A 21,267-nucleotide genomic window follows, 5' to 3' on the forward strand; every position below is an offset into this window, starting at 1 on the left:
GCCCGCAATGGGATTTGGGCCGAAAGGTCGAAGGTGTAGCGGGCCGTGTCGCCGATCGCCTCTTCCAGCTGGCTTGCCGACCATGCGGTGGCGTCGACGACCTCCCAGCCGAAATCGGCCTTGTCCGCCGGGATTACCACCTGCTGCGGGGTCCCCTCGGGGGCCGCGAACAGGGTGCGCAGGCTCTCGTGGCGGGCCACCACGTCGCCCAGCGCCGCTCCGAGCGCATCGGCGTCGAGCGGACCGTCCAGCCGCAGCGCGGCGGCCATGTTGTAAACCGGTGAGGGACCTTGCAATTGATCGAGGAACCACAGTCGGTTCTGCGCGAACGAGAGCGGGACGATCGTCGGCCGCTCGCCGGCCGTCAGCGGGTCCAGCCCGGTTCCGCCCTCGCCGATCCGGGGCGCTAGCTGGGCCACCGTGGGCGCCTCGAACACGACGCGCACCGCGAGGCCGGCGTCCAGGCTTGCGTTGATCGCGGCGATCAGCCGCATCGCGGAGATGCTGTCGCCGCCGAGGTCGAAGAAGGAGTCGTCGACGCCGACCCGTTCCACGTCGAGGATCTCGGCGTAGATGCCGACCAGGATCTCCTCGGTGGGGGTCTCCGGGGCGCGGTATTCACCGGCGGTGTATTCGGGTGCCGGCAGGGCGCGGGTGTCGAGTTTGCCGTTGGCGGTCAACGGGAGTGCGTCGAGAGCCATCACCGCGGCCGGGACCATGTAGGCGGGCAACCGTTCGGATAGCGCGGTGCGCACCACGGCCGCGTCGGCGCCGCCGGTGATGTAACCGACGAGGCGTTTGTCACCGGGGCGGTCTTCGCGGGCGATGACGGCGGCCTGCTCGACGCCGTCGAGTCCGGCCAGCGCGGACTGGATCTCGCCGAGTTCGATGCGGTAACCGCGGACCTTGACCTGTTCGTCGGCGCGCCCGAAGTACTGCAGTTGGCCCTCGGCGTTCCAGCGCACCAGGTCGCCGGTGCGGTACATGCGGGTGCCGGCTCCGCCGAACGGGCAGGCGACGAATCGCGACGCGGTCAGGCTCGGGCGGCCGACATATCCTGCGGCCACACCGGATCCGGCGACGTACAGCTCCCCGACGATGCCGGGCGGCACCGGCCGCAGCGACTCGTCGAGCACGAACAGCGCCGCCCCCGGCACCGGGGACCCGATCGGCACCGGCCCGGCGGCGGCCGAGCCCGGCGCCAGGGGCGCGCTGATGGTCACGCACATGGTGGTCTCGGTCGGGCCGTAGGCGTTGACCATGACCCGTCCGGGCGCCCACTGGTCCACCACCTCGGCCGGGCAGGCCTCGCCGGCCATCACCAGCGACACCGACTCCAGGCCCTCGGGCGAGAGCATCGCCACCGCCGACGGGGTCTGGGTCAACACGCTGACCTCCTGGGCGACCAGGACGTCGTGCAGGTCCTGCGGCGAACGCGCGACGGATTCGGGCACCACCACCAGCCGGCCGCCGCGCAGCAGCGCGCCGAAGATCTCCCACACCGAGACGTCGAACGCCAGCGAGTGGCTTTGCGACCACACCCCCGCCGCCGGCAGGCCGGCATCCAGAGATCCGAGCAGCTGGGTCACGTTGCGGTGGGTGATGGCAACGCCTTTGGGGACACCTGTGGTTCCCGAGGTGTAGATCAGGTAGGCGACACCGTCCGGCGTCGGCAGCGGCAGCCCGGTTTCGGGCAGGGTGTCGATGCGTCGATCGTCGACATCAACGACGGTCACGTCGTACCCGTGGAACCGCCCAGCCAGATCGGCGGTGGTAACCGCGACGACCGGCTTGGCGTCACCGAGCATGAACTCGATCCGGGTGTCCGGCGAGGACGGATCGATCGGCAGGTAGGCCGCCCCCGTCTTGAGCACCGCCAGGATAGACGCGATCGCCTCCGCCGACCGCGAAAACAGCAGCGCCACAGTTCGTCCCGGGCCGGCGCCGCGCTCCACAAGGCAATGCGCCAACCGGTTCGACGCCTCGTCCAGCTCGCGGTAGGTCACCGACAGGCCGTCGCACACCAGCGCGACGGCGTCCGGCGCGGCGGCGACCTGGGTGGCGAACAATTCGGGCATCGACGCGGGTGCGTTACCCGGGCCGGTCAGAACGTCGTTGTTGCCAAGCTCTTTCAGGCGGGTGCGCTCGGCCTCGTCGAGCAGGTCCACCGACGACAGCAGGTGGGTGGGATCGGCGGTCATCGCCGTCAACACCCGCTGCAACCGCGCGATCAGCGTCTCGATGGTGGCCGCGTCGAACACGTCGGTGCGGAATTCGACCCGCCCACCGATGCCGGCGGCCTCGCCGGCGGCGTTCCAGCGCTCGGCGAGCGAAAACACCAGATCCATCCGGGCCGACTGGTCCTCCACCGGCACGGAGGTGACCTCGAGGTCACCCAGCGCCAAACCGGCGGCCGGGTCGTCGTGCCCGGCGAAGTTCTGCCAGGCCAGCAACACCTGCACCAGCGGGTGATGCGCCAGGCTGCGGGTCGGGTTGACCCGCTCCACCAGCACCTCGAACGGCACGTCCTGATGCTCGAACGCCGCCAGGCTACGCGCCTGCACGCGCTCCAGCAGTTCGGCGAAGCTGGGGTCGCCGGCCAGGTCGATGCGCAGCACCAGGGTGTTGACGAAGAAGCCGACCAGCTGGTCGAGCGCGGGATCGCGGCGACCAGCGATCGGGAAGCCCACCGCCACATCGGAACTCGCACCGAGCTTGGACAGCAGCACCGCCAGCGCGGCCTGCACCACCATGAAGCTGGTCGCGTTGTGCTCGCGAGCGAGTCGGCGCACCTGCTCCTGAAGCTCCGCCGGCCACTCCACGACCACGCTGTCGCCGCGCTGATCGGCCATCGGCGGGTAGGGCCGATCGGTGGGCAACGCCAGCCGCTCGGGCATTCCGGCCAGCGCCTGCTCCCAGTAGGCCAGCTGGCTGCCGATGCGGCTGGTGCTGTCGTCGAGATCGCCGAATTGGGCCCGCTGCCACAGCGTGTAATCGATGTACTGCACCGACAATTCGGCCCAGCCGGGGGCCCGCCCGGCGCACCGGCTGGTGTAGGCCACGCTCAGGTCGGCGCCCAGCGGCGTCAGCGACAGGCCGTCAGCGGCGATGTGGTGCACCACGATCACCAGCACATGTTCGTCCTCGGCGACCGCGAAAAGCCGTGCCCGCATGGGGATTTCGGCGGCAAGGTCAAATGTGTAGCGGGTCGCCGCCTTGATGGCATCGTCCAGACGGCCGGCCGACCATGCGGTGGCGTCGATGACGTCCCAGCCGAATTCGGCGCGCTCGACGGGCACCACCACCTGCTGGGGGGTTCCCTCGTGCGCCGGGAACAGGGTGCGCAGGCTTTCGTGGCGGCTCACCACGTCGGCCAGCGCTGCGCCGAGGGCCTCGGTGTCGAGCTGCCCGCGCAGCCGCAGCGCGGCCGCCATGTTGTACAGCGGTGAGGGGCCCTGGAATTGATCGATGAACCACAACCGGTTCTGCGCGAACGACAACGGCACCACCGCGGGCCGCTCGCAGGCCAGCAGCGGCTCGAGGCCGCCCGCGCTCTCCGCGACGCGCGGTGCCAGCTGCGCGACGGTGGGGGCCTCGAAGACGACGCGCACCGGAAGGTCGCTTTCCAGGGCGGCGTTGATGGCGGTGACCAGGCGCATGGTGGACAGCGAATCGCCACCCAGGTCGAAGAACGAGTCGTCGACGCCGACGCGTTCGACATTGAGAACCTGGGCGTAGATGCCGACCAGGATCTCCTCGACCGCGGTGCTCGGGGCGCGATAGTTGTCCACGGCCCGGTAATCGGGCGCCGGCAGGGCGCGGGCGTCGAGCTTGCCGTTGACCGTCACGGGCAACGCGTCGAGCACCACCACCGCGGCCGGGACCATGTACGCCGGGAGCCGCTCGGCCAGCGCGGCGCGCGCCGAGCCGGGAGCCGCCGTCCCGGTGATGTAACCCACCAGGCGCTTGTCGCCGGGACGGTCCTCGCGGGCGACGACGACGGCCTGCTCGACGCCGTCGAGCGCGGACAGCGCGGCCTGGATTTCGCCGAGTTCGATGCGGTAGCCGCGGACCTTGACCTGCTCGTCGGCGCGACCGAAGTAGCGCAGTTGCCCGTCCGGGCCCCAGCAGACGAGGTCGCCGGTGCGGTACATGCGGGCGCCCGGCTCGCCGTACGGGCAGGCCATGAATCGCGACGCAGTCAGCCCGGGGCGACGCCAGTACCCGACGCCGACGCCCTGGCCGGCCAGGTACAGCTCGCCCACCACGCCGGGGGGCACCGGGCGCAGCCACTCGTCGAGCACGAAGAACGCCGCGCGGGTCACGGGTGAACCGATCGGGGGGAATCCCGACCCGGCCTTGAGCGGCGTGCTCTTGCAGGCCCACATCGTGGTCTCGGTGGGGCCGTAGACGTTGACCATCACCCGGTCCGGTGCCCAGCGGTCGACCAGTTCGGGCGGGCAGGGCTCGGCGCCGATCACCAGCGACGTCCCGCCCAGGCCGTCGGTGGGCAGCAATCCCACGGCCGAAGGGGTTTGGGTCAAAACGGTGACGCCCTCGCGGACCAGCAGGGCGTGGAACTCTTCGGGTGAACGCGACACCGAATCGGGCACGATGACGAGCCGGCCGCCGTGCAGCAGCGCGCCCCAGATCTCCCACACCGAGAAGTCGAAGGCGTACGAGTGGAACTGCGTCCACACCTGCTCGGCGGACAAGGCGAAACCGAGGCGCAGGTCGTCGAACAGCTGCGCGACGTTGTGTTGGGTTACCGCAACGCCTTTGGGCACACCGGTGGTTCCGGAGGTGTAGATGATGTGGGCCAGGTCGGTGGGCGCCGGTGTGGGCGGCGCGGTGCTGGGCCGCGTCGCGATGGCGGGATCGGCCACGTCGACGACGGTCAGGTCGAAGCCGCCGAACTTGGCGGCCAGGTCGGCGGTGCTGATCGCGGCCATCGGGGCGGCGTCGGTCAGCATGAACTCGACGCGGGTGGCCGGCAGCGCGGGGTCGATCGGCAGGTACGCCGCCCCGGACTTGAGCACCGCCAGGATCGACACGATCGCCTCGGCCGAGCGCGAAAACAGCAGTGCGACAGACTCTCCCGGGCCGACGCCGCGGTCGACCAGGACGTGCGCCAATCGGTTGGCGGCCTCGTCGAGTTCGCGGTACGTCATCGACCGGTCCTCGAACGTCAGCGCCACCGCGTCCGGGGTGCGCGCCGCCTGCTCGGCGAACAGCCCGACGACCGTCACGGGCTCCATCGGCTCGGCCAGGACGGCCCGGTTGCCCCACTTCGCCAGCCGGGCGTGCTCGGCGGAATCCAGTAGATCCACCGAGGACAACCGCCGCTCGGGCTCCGCGGTCACCGCCGTCAACAGCCGTTGCAGCCGTTCGATCATCGCCTCGACGGTGTCCGAGTTGTAGACGTCGGTGCGGTATTCGGCCGTCACGGCGATGCCGGCGCGCTGACCGGACTCGGTGAACCGTTCGGCCAGCGAGAACGTCAGGTCCATGCGCGCGGTGTCGGTGTGCAAAGGCATCGGGGTGACCTGCAGGTCGCCTAGCGCCAACCCGGCCGCGGGGGCGCTGACCTCCCCGGGGAAGTTCTCCCAGCCCAGCAGCACCTGGATCAGCGGGTGATGGGTCATGCTGCGGCTGGGATTGAGCCGCTCCACGAGCAGTTCGAAGGGCACGTCCTGGTGTTCGAAGGCGGCCAGGCTGCGTCGGCGCACCTGGGCCAGCAGCTCGGCGAAGGTCGGGTCCCCGGCGACGTCGACACGCAGCACCAGGGTGTTGACGAAGAATCCGATCAGCTCGTCGAGCGCGGGTTCGGGACGCCCGGCGATCGGGAAGCCCACGGCCACATCGTCACTCGCGCTCATCTTGGACAGCAGCGCGGCGAACGCGGCCTGGATCACCATGAAGCTCGTCGCGTTGTGCTCGCGCGCAACCCGGCGCAGCTGTTGCTGTAGCTCGGCCGGCCAGTCCACCGCCAGCCGCGCGCCGCGGTGGTCGGCGACCGGCGGGTAGGGCCGGTCGGTGGGCAGCTGCAGGCATTCGGGCAGACCGGCCAGAGCGTCTGCCCAGAAGTCGAGCTGCGCGGCAATGCGGCTGCCGCTGTCTTCCACGTCGCCCAGATACGCACGCTGCCAGAGCGTGTAGTCGACGTACTGCACCGCCAGCGGCGCCCAGTCGGGGGCGTGCCCCTCGCACCGGCTGGCGTATGCCACGCCCAGGTCACGCGCGAACGGCGTGATCGACCACCCGTCCGCGGCGATGTGGTGCACCGCGACCACCAGCATGTGTTCGTCGTCGTTGACGGTGAAAAGCTCTGTGTGTAAGGGGCTTTCGCTCGACAGGTCGAACGCGTACTGAGCAGCCGTCGACATGCGCTCACGCACCCGGTCGTCCGGCCAGCCGCGGGCATCGATGACCTCGCAGACGAAGCCGATCTGCTCGGCGGGAACCACCACCTGCTGAGGGATTCCGTCGGCTGCCGCGAACACCGTGCGCAGGCTTTCGTGGCGGCCCACCACATCGGCCAGCGCCGTGGCCAGCGCGTCCGCGTCGAGCTTCCCGCGCAGCCGCAACGCAACGGTGACGTTGTAAATCGGTGAGGGCCCTTGGAATTGGTCGATGAACCACAGTCGGGTCTGGGCGAACGACAGCGGAATCACCGCCGGGCGCTCCCCCGCCACCAACGGCTCCGGCCGATCACCGTCGCCGCTTGCCAGGAGCGCGAGCTCGGCCGCGGTCGGCGCCTCGAACACAGCGCGCACACTGAGATCCGAATTCATGCTGGTGTTCACGGCGGCGATCAAGCGCATCGCCGACAGGGAATCGCCACCCAGGTCGAAGAACGAGTCGTCGACACCCACCCGTTCCAGGCCGAGCACCTGGGCGTAGATGCCCACCAGGATCTCCTCGGCCGCGGTGGCCGGGGCGCGATAACGGTCCACGTCCTGGTATTCCGGTTCCGGCAAGGCCTTGCGGTCGAGCTTCCCCGATGACGTCATCGGGAATTCCTCCAGCGCCACGATGTGCGTCGGCACCATGTATTCCGGCAGCCACGCGCTCAGCCGCTCGCGCACCTCACCGATCTTGGTGTTGGTGCGCGGGTCGTTGGCGTGGCTGGTGCGCCGCCGAATCCCGGTGGGCGGCAAGTAGAGATCCGTCAGGGGCGTGGTGTCGGCGGCATCGACGAAAACGGCGGTCAGAGTGCCGGATTGGGCGCCCCAGGTCACCGCGACGCGATATCCGAGCGACTCGCCGATGCGGTGCACCTCTTCGGCAACCGCGACGTCGGACACTGAGTCGGCTTGGGCGAGCGCGTCGGCCACCGGTTGCCCCTCGGCGAGCGCCGCTTCGACACGGACGTCGGCGATCACGCCGGCGTGCGGGATGTCGGTGACGCGGGCGACGGTGGGCCGTTGGGACGCCAATACGTCGCGCAGCCCGTCCAAGCTCGCGCATTCGGTCCACGACCAGGTGGGTGCGTCGGCGACGGAACGCACGGGTTCCGGCACCTTGCGGATGACGACGTCGTAGCGGTACCGGTTCAATTCGTTGTCGGCGAATCCACGTTTGACTTGGATGTCGACGCCACCGGCCGATGGGCAGTTGACAGCCCAGGTGGTGAAAAACTCTGGGGCCAAGAGCAACTCGGTCTCACCGAGCATGGCGTGGCGCACCCGCTTGCGGAGTTCCGCGGCCTCGGTGGCGGAGGTGCCGCCGCGGGCCAGCGCGATCGCGGTCTGGAACGCGCCCTGCAGGCTGTGGTTGCGGACGTCACCGATGAACACCGCCCCGCCGGGGGCCAGCAGCTCCATGGCGTTGTCGATGACCTCGGCCAGGTATCCCGAGTTGGGGAAGTACTGAACGACCGAGTTCAGGATGATCGTGTCGAAGTGACCGCGAGGCAGCCCGTCGGTGATATGGGCCGGTTGGGTTCGCAGCTCAACCCGGTCGCGCCACGGCAACTGCAACCGCTCCATCGAGCGGGCCAGGTTCTCGATCGCCACCGGCGAGAAATCGGTGGCCACATACTCTTGCGCCTGCGGCGCGATCCGCGACAGCAGCAATCCCGAGCCCGCACCGATCTCGAGGACACGGCGCGGCTGCAAGGCGTTGATCCGGTCCACGGTGGCGGCGCGCCACTCGACCATCTCCTCGAGCGGGATGGCGTCGCCGGTGTAGCTGCTGTTCCAGCCGCGGAAGTCCTCGCCGAAGCCCGACTCGAGGTCGGCGCCGTAGAGGTCATCGTAAAGCTGTTGCCACTCTTCGACGTTGTCGTCGTCACTGTCGGCGCTGATGGTGTGGTCGAGCGTGACGTAGGCGACCAGGTGGGAGCCGGCGCCGCCGTCGCGCACCGTGACGGCGGCCTGAGTGACCTGCGGACAGGCCAGCAAGGTGTTCTCGATCTCGCCGAGCTCGATGCGCTGGCCGCGCAGCTTGATCTGGCTGTCGGCGCGACCGACGAAGTCCAAGTCGCCTTCGCGGGTCCAGCGCACCAGGTCGCCGGTGCGGTACATCCGCTCACCCGGAGCCCCAAATGGGTTGGCTACGAATCGTTCCGCGGTCAGGTCCACCCGGCCCAGGTAGCCGTGTCCCAGCGCCGGCCCGCTCACGTACAGGTCGCCCACCACGCCGACCGGAACCGGCTTCAGCCAGGCGTCGAGCACGACCACGCACACGCCCGGAAGTGGGGTGCCGATGCGAACCGGGCCATCGGCCGACAGCGGCGCGCTGGAGGTGACCCACACGGTGGTCTCGCTCGGGCCGTAGACGTTGAGCATCCGCCGCCCGGGCACCCACGCAGCGGCCAGTTCCTTGGGGCAGGCCTCGCCCCCGATCATCAGCTTGTCGAAGCCGGGCAGCCGGGCGCGATCCAGCGACGACAGCACCGTCGGGGTCAGAAATGCGGCGTTGACCCGCTGGCTCTGCAGCAAGGCGGTCAGCGGCTCGCCGGCGTACACCTGGGGCGGAGCCACCACCAGCGCGGCCCCCGACGCGGCGGCCATCGACATTTCGCCGACCGAGGCGTCGAAGGTCGGCGAGGCCACCATCAGCACCCGGGTGTCGGCGTCCAAGCCAGACGACTTGCATTGCGCCGCAGCCCATCCCAGCAGACCAGCATGGCTCACCAGCACACCCTTCGGCGTGCCGGTGGAGCCCGATGTGAAGATCACGTAGGCGGAGTCGTGCGCGGTCAGGGGTGCCAGACGGTCGGCGTCGGTGATCGGCGCGGCACTGTGCGCGGACAGGTCCAGCCCGTCGATCCGCACGACCGGGCGTGCCCCGGCCCCGGCGACCTCGTCGGCGCCACGCGTCAAAACGCACACCGCGTCAACGGAGTTCAGCACCGAGGCGACGCGGTCGACCGGATGGTCGAGGTCCACCGGGGCGTGGATGCCGCCGGCCTTGACCACGGCCCACCACGCAACCACCAGTTCGGCGCACCGGCCCATCGCCACGCCGACGGCGCGCTCCGGACCGACGCCCGCGTCGATCAGCTTGCGCGCCAGCCGCGTCGACCATTCGTCCAGTTCGCGGTACGACAGTTCCCGATCACCGTCGACCACCGCCGTCGCGTCGGGGGCGGTCGCCAGCGCCGCGGCCAACAGCTGCGGCGCTACCCCGACCGGCCCGGTGACACCGGCGCCCGACATCTGCGAGAGCACCAGCTCGCGCTCACTGCGAGCCAGCAATTCCACAGTCGACAGGCGCTGGGTGGGATCGGTCGTCATCGCCACCAGTACGCGCTGGAATCGGTCCAGCAGCGAGGCGATTCCGGCGGTGTCGAACACCTCGGCGTCGTATTCGACGTGCAGGCCGAGCTCGCTGCCGGGCAGCGCCTCCACTGTCAACGGGTAGTGGTTGTACTCGCGGTTGGTGATCTCGGCGATGGCCAGCCCGTCGGCACCCAGCGTCATCCCGTCTTCGACGGGGTAGTTCTCGTACACGAACAGCGTGTCAAAGAGTTGGTCGTGGCCGGTGACGCGGTGAATCTCGCTGAGCGCCAAGTGCTGATGCTCGAGCGCGTCGTTGTGGCTGTTCTGCAACTGGGCCAGCAGCTCCGCGGTGGTGGTCGTCGGGCTGATGTCGGCTCGCACCGGCACCGTGTTGATCAGCAGTCCCACCATCGATTCGGCGTCGTCGACCTCCAGCTGGCCGACGCGAGATCTCGGGGTGCCGAAGATGACGTCGTGCTGACCGGTCAGCGACGTCAGCACCACCGCCCAGGCGGCCTGCAGAACGGTGCTCACAGTGGTGTGGCAGGAGCGCGCCAGCTCGGTGAGCGCCCTGGTGGTTTCCTCAGGCACGCAGGACTTTTCGAACCCGCGGCTGCCCTGTCCCAATCGGCCGTCCGGCGCGACCAGGGTGGGGGTTTCGAAGCCGTGCAGCACCTCACCCCAGGCCTCGCGGGCGGCGTCGAGGTCGCGAGCGGCCAGCCAGGTGAGGAACGCCCGGTAAGAACCGGCGGTGGGCAACCGCTCGCCGTAGTAACTGGTAAAGATCTCGCGCAGCAGGATCGGCAGCGACCAGCCGTCGAGCAGGATGTGGTGATTGGTCAGCAGGAACCGGTGCCGGCGGTCCGCGGTGCGGATCAGCGCCACCCGGAACGCCGGCTGGCCGGCGAGGTCGCGCACCGCGGCGCGCTCGGAAACGCACAGCTGCTCGATCAGCCGGCCGGCTTCCGCCTCGTCGGTGCCGTCGAGATCGAGGTATCGCCATGCGACGACGGGATCGGCAGGGATGACCTGCACCGGCTCTTCGTATTGCTCACAGAACAGGGCCGCCAGGTGCGGGTGCCGGTTGACGACGGTGTGCACCGCGTCGCGCAAGCGGTCGGGATCCAGCGGTCCGGTCAGCGTGAAATCCAGTTGTACCGCGTACATGTCGTCGCTGCCCTGCGCGGTGCTGGAGTGGAACAGCAATCCCTGCTGCAGCGGGGTCAACGGCAGGATGTCGGCGACGTGGTGCTGGCGTTGCAGCTCGTCGATCTGCTGCTGGCTCAGGCGGGCGGGCGCGATGTCCGACGGGGTCAAACCGCCCCCACCGGCACGCACGTGCGCGCACACGCCGGCCAGCGCCTCGAACCATAGCCGGCTGAGCCGGGTGATCTGGCTTGCATCGAGAACTGAAGTCGCCCAAGTCCATTCGGCATGCAGGTGTGGGCCGGTGGCGGTGTCGATGGTGCCGGCGTTGACCTCGACGGTGTGCATCAGCGGCATGTGCACCGCCGCGGCGGCGCCGATCAGGGACAGCCCGTCCTGGCTGATCCGCCAGCCCTCCCCCGCCGAATCGGACGCTGCGCCTTGACGTCCCAGGTAGTTGAAGGCGATCGACGGGTCGGGCCCGGTCAGCTCGACCTCGTTGTTGAGATAGCGCAGCAGCCCATAGGTCAGCGGATCCGGCAGGGCCCGCAGCTGCTCCTTGGCGTGTTTGATCACCTGGCCCAGCGCCGCGTCGCCGGCCGTCACCTGCGCCCAGCTCAGCCCGGCCACGCCCAGCGACACCGGGTACTTGGTGGTGAACCAGCCGACAGTGCGGGACAGGTCGACATCCGAGGCGAGTTCCTCGTGGCGCCCGTGGCCCTCGACGTCGATGCCGATCGAATCGGTTGCCTCACCCAGGAATTCAGCCCAGGCCAGGCCGAACGCGATCAACAGGATGTCCTGGATGCCGGCGTGGAACGCCGTGGGCACGTCACCGATCAGCGCCCCGGTGGTCTCGGCATCGAGCTGCAGCGACAAGCGCCCGGCGGAGGCGTAGGTATCAAGCTCCGGGTCGGGTGCGGGCAGGGCCGCGGGAGTCGCCGCCACCTTCTTCCAGGCGCCCAGCTGGCTGACCACCTTGGGACGGTGGGCGTGGTCGCTCAGCAGCGTCGACCACCGGGCAAAGGACGTGCCCGTCGGCGGCAGCTCCACCGGTTGCCCCGCGCTGTGCAGCGCCCAGGCAATGTTGAGGTCCTCCAACAGGATCCACCACGATACGGCGTCGACGGCCAGGTGGTGAATGATCACCGTCAGCTGGCCGGTGGACTCGACCCACAGCGCGCTCAGCATCGCCCCGGCGGCGGGGTTCAACCGCGACCGCGCTTCCAGCAGCACCTTGTCGTTCAGCTCGTCCACCGATCGCAGGCAATCGCCGGCCCGCACCGAGCCGGGCTCGGGCACCTGCAGCGACCAGCCGCCGGCTTCGTCGTCGTCGACGCGCAGCCGCAGCATGCCGTGCCGATCCATCAAGGCCTGCAACACAATTGCGATGTCGGCCTCGGTCACCCCGGCGGGGGCCTGGACCATCACGGTCTGGTTGAACTCGTCGATCGGGCCGCCGCTGCTTTCGATACATTGCAGCCAGCGCATGATCGGGGTGGCCAGCACCGGGCCGACACCCTCGTCGATGTCACCGGCCGCCCCGTCGGCGGCGCCGGCCACCCGGGCCAGCCGGGCCACGGTCTGTTCGACGAAGACGTCCCGCGGCCGGCACGTCAGCCCGGCGGCGCGCGCTCGCGCCACCACTTGCAGCGACAAGATGCTGTCGCCGCCGAGCTCGAAGAACGACTCGTCGACGCCGACGCGGTCCACACCGAGCACCTCGGCGTAGATGCCGGCCAGGATCTCCTCAACCGCGTTGCCCGGGGCGCGATACTCGCGCGCCGTGTACTCGGGGGCCGGCAGCGCGCGGGTGTCCAGCTTGCCGTTGACCGTCAGGGGCAGCGCCTCGATTGCCACGACCGCGGTCGGCACCATGTGGGCCGGGAGCCGTTCGGCCAGCGCGGCGCGCGCCTGGGCCGGGTCGGCGTCCCCGGTGATGTAACCGACCAGACGCTTGTCGCCGGGACGGTCTTCGCGGACGATCGCCACAGCCTGGTCGACACCGTCGAAGGCGGCCAACGCGGCCTGGACCTCGCCCAGTTCGACGCGGTAGCCGCGGATCTTGACCTGTTCGTCGGCGCGACCCAGATACTGCAGCTGGCCATCGGGGCCCCAGGACGCGAGGTCGCCGGTGCGGTACATGCGTGCGCCCGGCTCGCCGAACGGGCACGCCACGAACCGCGACGCCGTCAGCCCGGATCGGCCGAGATAGCCGCCGGCCACTCCGGCGCCGGCCACGTACAGCTCACCGACGACCCCGGGTGGCAGCGGTCGCAGCCAGCCGTCGAGAACGAACAGGGCCGCGCCGGGCACCGGCGAACCGATGGGCGGCACACCGGATCCCGGCGCCAGCGGCGCACTGATCGCGACACACATGGTCGTCTCGGTGGGGCCGTAGGCGTTGACCATCACCCGTCCGGGCGCCCACTGGTCGACCACCTCGGGCGGGCAGGCCTCGCCGACCACGGCCAGTGACACCGACTCCAGGCCCTCGGGTGACAGCATCGCGACCGCCGAGGGCGTCTGGGTCAGGACGCTGACTTTCTCGGCCACCAGGACGTCGTGGAGTTCTTCGGGCGATCGGGTTATGTCCTCGGGCACCACCACCACTCGTCCGCCGCGCAGCAGCGCACCGAAGATCTCCCACACCGACACGTCGAACGCGTAGGAATGACACTGCGACCACACACCTTCGGCCGGCAGTCCCGCATCCAGCGAGCTCATCAGCGCAGTGACGTTGCGATGAGTCACCGCAACGCCTTTGGGTACGCCGGTGGTTCCCGAGGTGTAGATCAGGTAGGCGATATCGTCAGGAGTCGGCATCGGCGGCGCCGTGGCGGGCTGGGCGTCGATCCCCGCATCGGCGGTGTCGATGACGGTCAGGCCATGGCCGTCGAACCGTTCGGTCAGCTCCCCCGCCGTCACCGCGGCGACCGGCCGGGCGTCGGCAAGCATGAATTCGATCCGCGCCTTGGGCGACGTGGGATCGATGGGCAGGTACGCGGCCCCGGTCTTGAGCACCGCCAAGATCGACGCGACAGCCTCGGCCGACCTCGAAAACATCAGCGCCACAGTCTGTCCCGGGCCCGCACCATGGGTCAGCAGGCAATGCGCCAACCGGTTCGACGCCTCATCCAGCTCCCGGTAGGTCACCGATACGCCCTCGCACACCAACGCCGCGGCGCCGGGCGCGCGGGCCACCTGTGTGGCGAACAACTCCGGCACCGACATCGGCGAATCGACCGGGTCGGTCAAAACTCCGGTGTTTCCAACCTCTTCCAGGCGGGCATGCTCGTCTGCGTGCAGCACGTCCAGCGACGACAAATGCTTGTCGGGATGGGCCACCATCGCCGCCAGGATCCGCTGCAGCCGCTCCCGCAGGTCCGAGACGTCGAAGTTCGAGAACGGCTGTCCGGTACCGACGGTGCTCAGGAACTGCTGGTCGCCGAATCCAAGGAAGAACAGCCCGAAGTGACCCACCGGGCCATAGCTGGTGTATTTCGCGGTGGCCGGCACGCCGCCGAGGCTGAGCGTGAGGCGGGCCGGGACGAAGTTGACGACCACCCGGTTCGGCGCCTGCCGCGGACCGCTGAAGTCGCCTTCTCCGTCAAGCGTGCGCGTCGGAAATTGCTGATGCCGCAGCGCTTCTCGTGATCGCGTGTCGACGTGCCGGCAGAAGTCGGCGAACGTCGCGTCGGGGGCGGCCTCCAGCACCAGCGGTACAACGCCGGCAAGCATGCCGGGATGCGTCTTGGATGTCGGATCGACTCGCCGGCTGACCGGGAAGTCGAGCACGACTTCGTCCGACCCGTCGGCGGACCAGCCGCGTACCAGAAGAGCGCAGGCGGCCGTCAGAACCGATGAGCGGCGGACGCCCAGCGCCTTTGAGAGCTCTTTGAGCTTGCCGACCACCGACTGATCCAGTTGCACTGGCGGAGAAGGCGAATAGGGATCGCGCCCGTCGTCGGCCGCGCTCGCCGGGTAATCCGCTCCATCGCCCTCGGGCCGGTGAGCGGTCCAATATTCTTGGTCCTCAACGAATTTGGTTGATGCCTCGTACTCCAACTCGCTGCTGACGAGGTCGTGCAGCGACCCGAAGAAGGCGGGCGGAATCGGTTTCCCGGCGGCGAGCGCGGAGTAAATGGCCGCGATCCGGCGACCGACCAGCGCGATGCCCATCCCGTCGATCGCGATGTGATGGCAGGTCGTGAACCAGTAGTACTCGTCGGGTGCGGTCCGGAACAGCGCAAACTTGATCATCGGACCGGTGAGGGGCATCGGCGTGTTCTGAATCGATGCAGCGGTCTCGCGGACTTCACGCTCGGCATTCCGCGACTCGGTCAGGTCATAGAAGACCAGATCGACATCGTCGTATTCGACGGCCTCCTGGAAGACCTGCCCGTCGGCCTCGAAGAACGAAGCCCGTAGGCTCTCAGCCTCATTCACCACGTGTCGCATAGCCTGATGCAACAAATTGGTGTCTATTGCGCCCTCAATGTGTACGAGCACACCCAGCTGCCAGGCCACATCGAAGTAGCCCGTTTGTTGCGCCAGCCAGATGTCCAGCTGGCCCCGCGTTACAGGAAGTGCCCGGTCAGCACGCACCACTACACGCCCCCCACTAAAAGTTGACCCCGAAACCCTTCATACCGACGCTGGTCTAATGATCACGAACCGGCGCGGTCAGCGTGTCGCGCAGACTTTTCGCCCGTATATCGGGCCAGGTTTCTTCGATGTAGTGCAGGCAGGTGGCGCGGTCGGCTTCCCCAAAAACTACCCTCCAACCGGCAGGAATGACAGTGAATGTTGGCCAAAGACTGTGTTGTTCTTCGTTATTGACCAAGACGAAAAAACGGCCATTGTCGTCATCGAACGGATTGAGCGGCAACGGATGGACCCCCTTACACCAACGAAAATTCCGGAATTCTCTGCCCGCAGCGCCGAACGTTTTTGCAGCGCTTAGGGATTGAGCCGACAGGCTTGGCCGGCATGTCGACCAGGCCACGCGCCGGACGTTGGCGGCGGCGAGCTCGGTCGTGAGGGGCGGCGCCGCGACGCGATCGTCGCGGTAGCCATTCCGGCCCCGAGCCGACAGTCGTTGGTTACCGAGCAGCGCAGCCAATGCGCGCCGGCACCGAAGCCATCGACGTCGCGATCCACGGTGCGCGGATACCCAACACTCACTCCCCGAAACATCTGAATTCCGTTCTTACATAACCCGATCCGCGACAGATTCTACCGGCGCACCACTGCGTTGCCGTGCAGCAAAAGACCGTGTCGCACCGATGTTGGATTTATCACTGCCCAGGGCGCGGGCCGGATGCTCGCCCGATCGTCCCGGCCCACCGACATTGGCCGTTTGCCGCGGCCGCGCGCAGAACGCAGCCGGGGTGATAATCCAATCTTTGCTTCCGACTTCCAATTTCGCCCAGCGCGGCTAACAGTTGCCCGCGGCCCCGCCGAGCGCAGTCTCCGTAAATACGTCACCAAATGGTTCCTAGCTGCGCATTCACGGATATTCGCGTATCAGCCTAGCGTCGATCGCTCAGATGTCGAATCCCACACGCACACCATGGGAAAACGTATGGCGGCTTGCTAGGTGAAGGCCCACGTCATCGTCGCGTACCGCGCCAGACCCTGTCCGTCTGTAGCTACCGATGTTCGGCGTGTCACGGCGACGCATCAGAGTGGGGCCGGCCTCGCGCATCCGGTTGCGCCGACGCGCCCCGCCGCCGGCTACGTTTGCCGAGCACCCGCCGCCGGCAACCGGACAGCCCGTCATGCAGGCCCGTTGTGATTGATCTCACGCGCCCGCGGTGGGCGCACAGTTCGCCAGCGCACGTGCCCCGCGCGCGCCCGCTAACGCGGTTACCCCAAAACCTTTGGCATAAGCCAGTGCATCGTCGGCTCGCAGATCCGCACCCTCACCTGCGCCGCCGTGCGCACCGCGGCGCAGCCCGAATCCGTTGGACACAATCGAGTTTCGGCGCACACAGCTGATTCATAGCCGGCTTTGCCGAGCCGAATTTTTACGTTCACGCGTGCGATTCGTCGGCGTTTACATCCCGCCACTCGCGGGTAGAGCCTCGAACCATGTGGGGGTCGGTGCTGGGCTTGGGGATCCTGGCTGCGCTCAATCCTGTTCGTCTCGGACTCACCCTGCTGATGATCTCTCGGCCACGGCCCGGGCCGAGCCTGCTCGCGTACTGGCTCGGCGGGTTGACCGTGTGCATCCCCGAATTGCTCATCCCATTGATGCTGCTGAACTTCACCCCGATGTTCGGACACGCTGCGAACGGTTCGGCGTCCGCGTCGACAAACTCGACCCTCGGCAAGATTCAGATCGGCCTCGGCGTGGTCGGCCTGTCGATCGCCGCGGTGATGGCGGTGCGTTTCCTCACCCGTCCACGGACGCCGACGCCGAAACCCGCGCCCGAGGACGCGCGCTCCCGGGAGCTGTCGATGGTCTCGGGTGCGCCGATCGCGATGCCGCGGCTGCTGACCCGGGTGCCGGATGAATCGACCGACAACCGATCGCCGTTCCGGCGTCTGCTCGGCCGCATGCGCAACGCATGGGACAGCGGTTCCTCGTGGGTCGCATGGGTGATCGGCATCATCTCGGTGCCCGTCGACGGTGTCCTGTTCATCGTCGCGATCATCGCGGCCTCGGGGGCATCCGTCACCGCGCAGGCCAGCGCGTCCGTCGCGTTCATCATCCTGATGTACGCCGTCGTCGAGGTCATTCTCGTCGGCTATGTGGTCAGGCCGGCGACAACCCAAACCCTGTTGTTGGTGCTGCACGGCTGGGTGCGGACCTACCACCGGCAAATCCTGGTCGCGCTGTTCACGGTGGTCGGGGTGTCGCAGCTGGCCCAGGGCCTGCACATCCTGTGAGCGGCGGTGCTCGCAGAGCATCACGCGCTCGCCGCGCGTATTCGCAGATCGCGTTCGAGACCACCGATGAGCGCGACGACCTCGCCGGAAGCCGAAGCCCATAGGCTGGTGGTTTGGACACCGCTCGAGAGGTAATGACATGCCCGCACCCTCAGCCGAGGTCTTCGACCGTTTGCGTCAGCTCGCCGCGATCAAAGACATCACCGGACGCCAGACGAAGACGATCGACGAGGTCTTCACGGGCAGGCCGCTGACCACGATCCCGGTCGGCACCGCCGAAGACGTAGAAGCCGCGTTCGCCGAAGCGCGCGCGGCCCAGGCCGCCTGGGCGAACCGCCCCGTCAGCGAGCGCGTCGCCGTCATCGCCCGTTATCGCGACCTCGTCGTGAAGAACCGCGAGTTCCTGATGGACCTCCTGCAGGCCGAGGCGGGTAAGGCCCGCTGGGCGGCGCAGGAGGAAATCATCGACCTGATGGCGAACGCGAACTACTACGTCGGCGTCGCCGCGGACCTGCTCAAGCCCCACCCGGTGCCCGCGTTGCTGCCCGGGATCGGCAAGACCACGGTCGGTTACCAGCCCAAGGGCGTGGTCGGGGTGATCTCGCCGTGGAACTACCCCATGACGCTGACCGTGTCCGACTCGGTGCCCGCGCTGCTGGCGGGCAACGCGGTGGTGCTCAAGCCGGACAGCCAAACCCCGTACTGTGCGCTCGCGTGCGCCGAACTGCTCTACGAGGCTGGCCTGCCGCGGGCGCTCTATGCGATCGTGCCCGGGCCGGGCTCGGTGGTCGGCACCGCGATCATCGACAACTGTGACTACTTGATGTTCACCGGTTCGACCGCCACCGGCAGGCAGCTCGCCGAACACGCGGGTCGCCGGCTGATCGGTTTCTCGGCCGAACTCGGCGGCAAGAACGCGATGATCGTCACGCGAGGGGCCAACCTGGACAAGGCCGCCAAGGCGGCCACCCGCGCGTGCTTCTCGAACGCGGGCCAGCTGTGCATCTCCATCGAGCGGATCTACGTGGAGAAGGACATTGCCGACGATTTCATCGGCAAGTTCGGCGCCGCGGTGCGAAACATGAAGCTGGGCACCGCATATGACTTCTCGGTCGACATGGGCAGCCTGATCTCCGCGGGCCAGCTGGACACCGTCACGGACCATGTCGACGACGCGAAAGCCAAGGGCGCCAAGGTGATTGCGGGCGGCAAAGCCCGGCCCGACGTCGGGCCGCTGTTCTACGAGCCGACCGTGCTGACCGACGTCACCCAGGAGATGGAGTGCGCGGCCAACGAGACGTTCGGGCCGGTCGTCTCGATCTATCCCGTCGCCGATGTGGATGAGGCCGTCGAGAAGGCAAACGACACCGAGTACGGGCTCAACGCCAGCGTGTGGGCGGGGTCGTCGGCCGAGGGCGAGCGGGTCGCCGCGCGATTGCGGTCGGGGACGGTGAACGTCAACGAGGGTTACGCGTTCGCGTGGGGCAGCCTCAGCGCGCCGATGGGCGGGATGGGCCAGTCCGGCGTCGGCCGCCGGCATGGTCCCGAGGGTCTGCTGAAGTACACCGAATCGCAGACGATCGCGACCGCGCGCGTGTTCAACCTCGATCCGCCCCTTGGCATTCCGCCGAAACTGTGGCAGAAGTCGCTGTTGCCCATCGTGCGGACGGTGTCGAAGCTTCCCGGTAGAAAATGAATTTCGCCGGCGGCCGGTCGTAAATCCGCGTTACGCTCTCCGATGTCAGCGGCACATCGCACGTCAGGAGTCCGCTATGAAGGCCGACGCGAAGCAATATGAGGAAGACGCTCGGCGGCTACGCGGGTACGCCACATTCGCTAACTTCTCGGACGCTCAGCTGCAGCGTCTCGCCCGAGTGGCTCATCGCACCGCGACAACGGCGGCATTGCCGCTGATCCATGAGCAGACTCCGTCGGACTCCTGCTACATCCTGCTCAGCGGGGAGGTGGGCGTGTACATCGGCCGGGACCGCGTCGCCGCGTTGGGGCCGGGCGAGGTGATCGGCGAATCGGCGCTACACCGCGGGAGACTGCGTTCGGCGACCGTAACGACGATGGGGCCGGCCGAGTTGTTGCGGATTGAACGCGACGATCTCGACGGGTTACTCGACGAGATACCGGCGCTACGCGAAATCATTGACGCCTCTGTCGCGCGACACGTGCCGGTAGACCTTCCGCCGAAGCCAAAGCCACCGTTCTCCCGGATGGGCGCCTCGGTCCACACCGACCTGGTCGAGCGGTTCGAGCGGGCCGCCAACAGCGCCGGTGTGGACGTCGCGACCGCGCTCGAGGATGCGCTCGCCGGTTGGATCGAACGGAACGGCACGGCGTAATCCACTGCATTCATTGACCCCGATCTACTACCGGGCGTAGTATTCGTGCATCTCGCCGCGCACAAGGGGGTGCAATGTGAGGTGGAGCTTCGCCCAGGTCGGGCTGGTGATCATCTGCGTTTTTCATGTCATTCAGGCGGTGATCGGGTTCATTCTCAACCCGAGCTTCGCGACCGGGCCCACTGCGCCGACCGTGCAGCTACTCGGCATGGACTACAACGGCTGGCACGCCGTCGCCGGCCTGGCGCTGTTCGCTCCGGGGCTCGTGTGCGCGCTGCGGAAGTCGTTGGCCGTGCTGTATCTGCTGCTCGCCGCGATAGCCGGTGCGCTGCCGGGCATTTGGGCCTTCTTCTCGCATCAGGTCGCGTTCGTGTTCAACTTTCCCAACAACACGGTTGACGCGGTGGTGCACTTGGTGACCGCCGCGATCATGGTCGCCGTCGCCGCCGTTCAGATCCGGATGGATGGTGGGCTTCGAAACTCGCTCGCCGATCTCCGGAAAGCGCCGTAACACAAGGCTTTTGGATCAGCCGCTACTCGCTGCCGCCGACCGCACCAAGGCGCTCGCCGACCCGTGCCAGCGCCTCGTCGAAGATCTCCAGTTTTTCGCCGCGCTTTTCATTGGCCGGCTGAGCGGAGCCGCGGGCGCCTTCGGCCGCCACCCGCGCCGCGCCCTGACGCCGCAAGAGGCTGAAGTTCTTTTCGCGTGCTTGCCGCAGCCGGTTCTGTAAGTCCTTCAGCGACTTCACGTCCATGCGCGTGAGAGCCGCGGGATGACTCTCGCCGATCAGCGAGCTTTCCTGCGGGGTCAGGTTCACGTGGTGGGTGCTCACGCCTAGATTCATATCCCGCACCGGACGCGCCGACGCGTCGAACGCCGAACCGTCACGACGGGGCCATCTCGAGTTCACCTCTCCGGCGCGTCGCCGTCGGGGATGCTCGGCGCCTAGGCTGCGGGTAGTCGTTCAGTCGATGAAGGGAGGTTGCGATGGGCAAGCATTCGGAGAAGGAGGACGACGACGAACCCAAGGGTGGCCGCCCCGGTCCGGTGGATCACGGGCGCGAAGGCGGGATGGCGACCCGCGAGAACGCGCCGGAACTCACCGAGCCGGACCGCGAGGACTGAATGGTGCATCTCGACCGGC

Annotated in this window: 8 protein-coding genes (1 of these 8 only partly in view); 5 read left to right on the forward strand and 3 right to left on the reverse strand. The window is 68.2% G+C overall.

What is annotated here, in order from left to right; all coding sequences use genetic code 11:
• Both ACYQ8K_RS00640 and ACYQ8K_RS00645 read right to left on the reverse strand, forming a co-directional pair.
• Window positions 1-15,443, reverse strand: partial view of a non-ribosomal peptide synthase/polyketide synthase gene (locus tag ACYQ8K_RS00640; protein ID WP_459966606.1) — the start only. It extends 15,814 nt beyond the left edge of the window; 15,443 of the gene's 31,257 nt are visible here — the first part of the coding sequence; it begins with the start codon at window positions 15,441-15,443; the stop codon falls past the left edge of the window.
• Between the two features lie 94 nt (window positions 15,444-15,537).
• Window positions 15,538-15,765: an MbtH family protein gene (locus ACYQ8K_RS00645; protein ID WP_459966608.1), complete on the reverse strand. Its 228-nt coding sequence runs from the start codon at window positions 15,763-15,765 to the stop codon at window positions 15,538-15,540.
• A gap of 1,205 nt (window positions 15,766-16,970) precedes the next feature.
• Here ACYQ8K_RS00645 and ACYQ8K_RS00650 point away from each other — a divergent pair.
• From ACYQ8K_RS00650 to ACYQ8K_RS00665, 4 genes are all read left to right on the forward strand, one after another.
• The gene (locus ACYQ8K_RS00650) at window positions 16,971-17,771 is read left to right on the forward strand and encodes a GAP family protein (RefSeq protein ID WP_459966406.1); all 801 of its coding nucleotides are present in this window, start codon (window positions 16,971-16,973) and stop codon (window positions 17,769-17,771) included.
• Between the two features lie 139 nt (window positions 17,772-17,910).
• A complete protein-coding gene (locus ACYQ8K_RS00655; RefSeq protein WP_459966407.1) occupies window positions 17,911-19,467 on the forward strand; it encodes a succinic semialdehyde dehydrogenase in 1,557 nt (518 codons plus the stop codon).
• A 76-nt stretch (window positions 19,468-19,543) separates the two neighbouring features.
• Entirely contained in the window at window positions 19,544-20,122 is a 579-nt protein-coding gene (locus tag ACYQ8K_RS00660) for a Crp/Fnr family transcriptional regulator (RefSeq protein WP_459966408.1), read from the forward strand.
• A 76-nt stretch (window positions 20,123-20,198) separates the two neighbouring features.
• A complete protein-coding gene (locus tag ACYQ8K_RS00665) occupies window positions 20,199-20,633 on the forward strand; it encodes a DUF4383 domain-containing protein (protein ID WP_459966409.1) in 435 nt (144 codons plus the stop codon).
• Window positions 20,634-20,655: 22 nt separating this feature from the next.
• On the opposite strand, the gene ACYQ8K_RS00670 is transcribed toward ACYQ8K_RS00665, so the two are convergent.
• A complete protein-coding gene (locus tag ACYQ8K_RS00670; protein WP_459966410.1) occupies window positions 20,656-20,955 on the reverse strand; it encodes a hypothetical protein in 300 nt (99 codons plus the stop codon).
• A 155-nt stretch (window positions 20,956-21,110) separates the two neighbouring features.
• Here ACYQ8K_RS00670 and ACYQ8K_RS00675 point away from each other — a divergent pair, with 155 nt between their 5' ends.
• Complete coding sequence (locus ACYQ8K_RS00675) at window positions 21,111-21,248, forward strand: hypothetical protein (protein WP_459966411.1); 138 nt, start codon at window positions 21,111-21,113, stop codon at window positions 21,246-21,248.
• Window positions 21,249-21,267 lie beyond the last annotated feature (19 nt).

This window comes from Mycobacterium sp. MUNTM1, from assembly GCF_054660795.1.

Bases quoted from the DNA above. Each gene is read 5' to 3' on its own strand.
- ACYQ8K_RS00650 (WP_459966406.1), top strand. From the start codon at position 16,971: ATGTGGGGGTCGGTGCTGGGCTTGGGGATCCTGGCTGCGCTCAATCCT.
- ACYQ8K_RS00655 (WP_459966407.1), top strand. From the start codon at position 17,911: ATGCCCGCACCCTCAGCCGAGGTCTTCGACCGTTTGCGTCAGCTCGCC.
- ACYQ8K_RS00660 (WP_459966408.1), top strand. From the start codon at position 19,544: ATGAAGGCCGACGCGAAGCAATATGAGGAAGACGCTCGGCGGCTACGC.
- ACYQ8K_RS00675 (WP_459966411.1), top strand. From the start codon at position 21,111: ATGGGCAAGCATTCGGAGAAGGAGGACGACGACGAACCCAAGGGTGGC.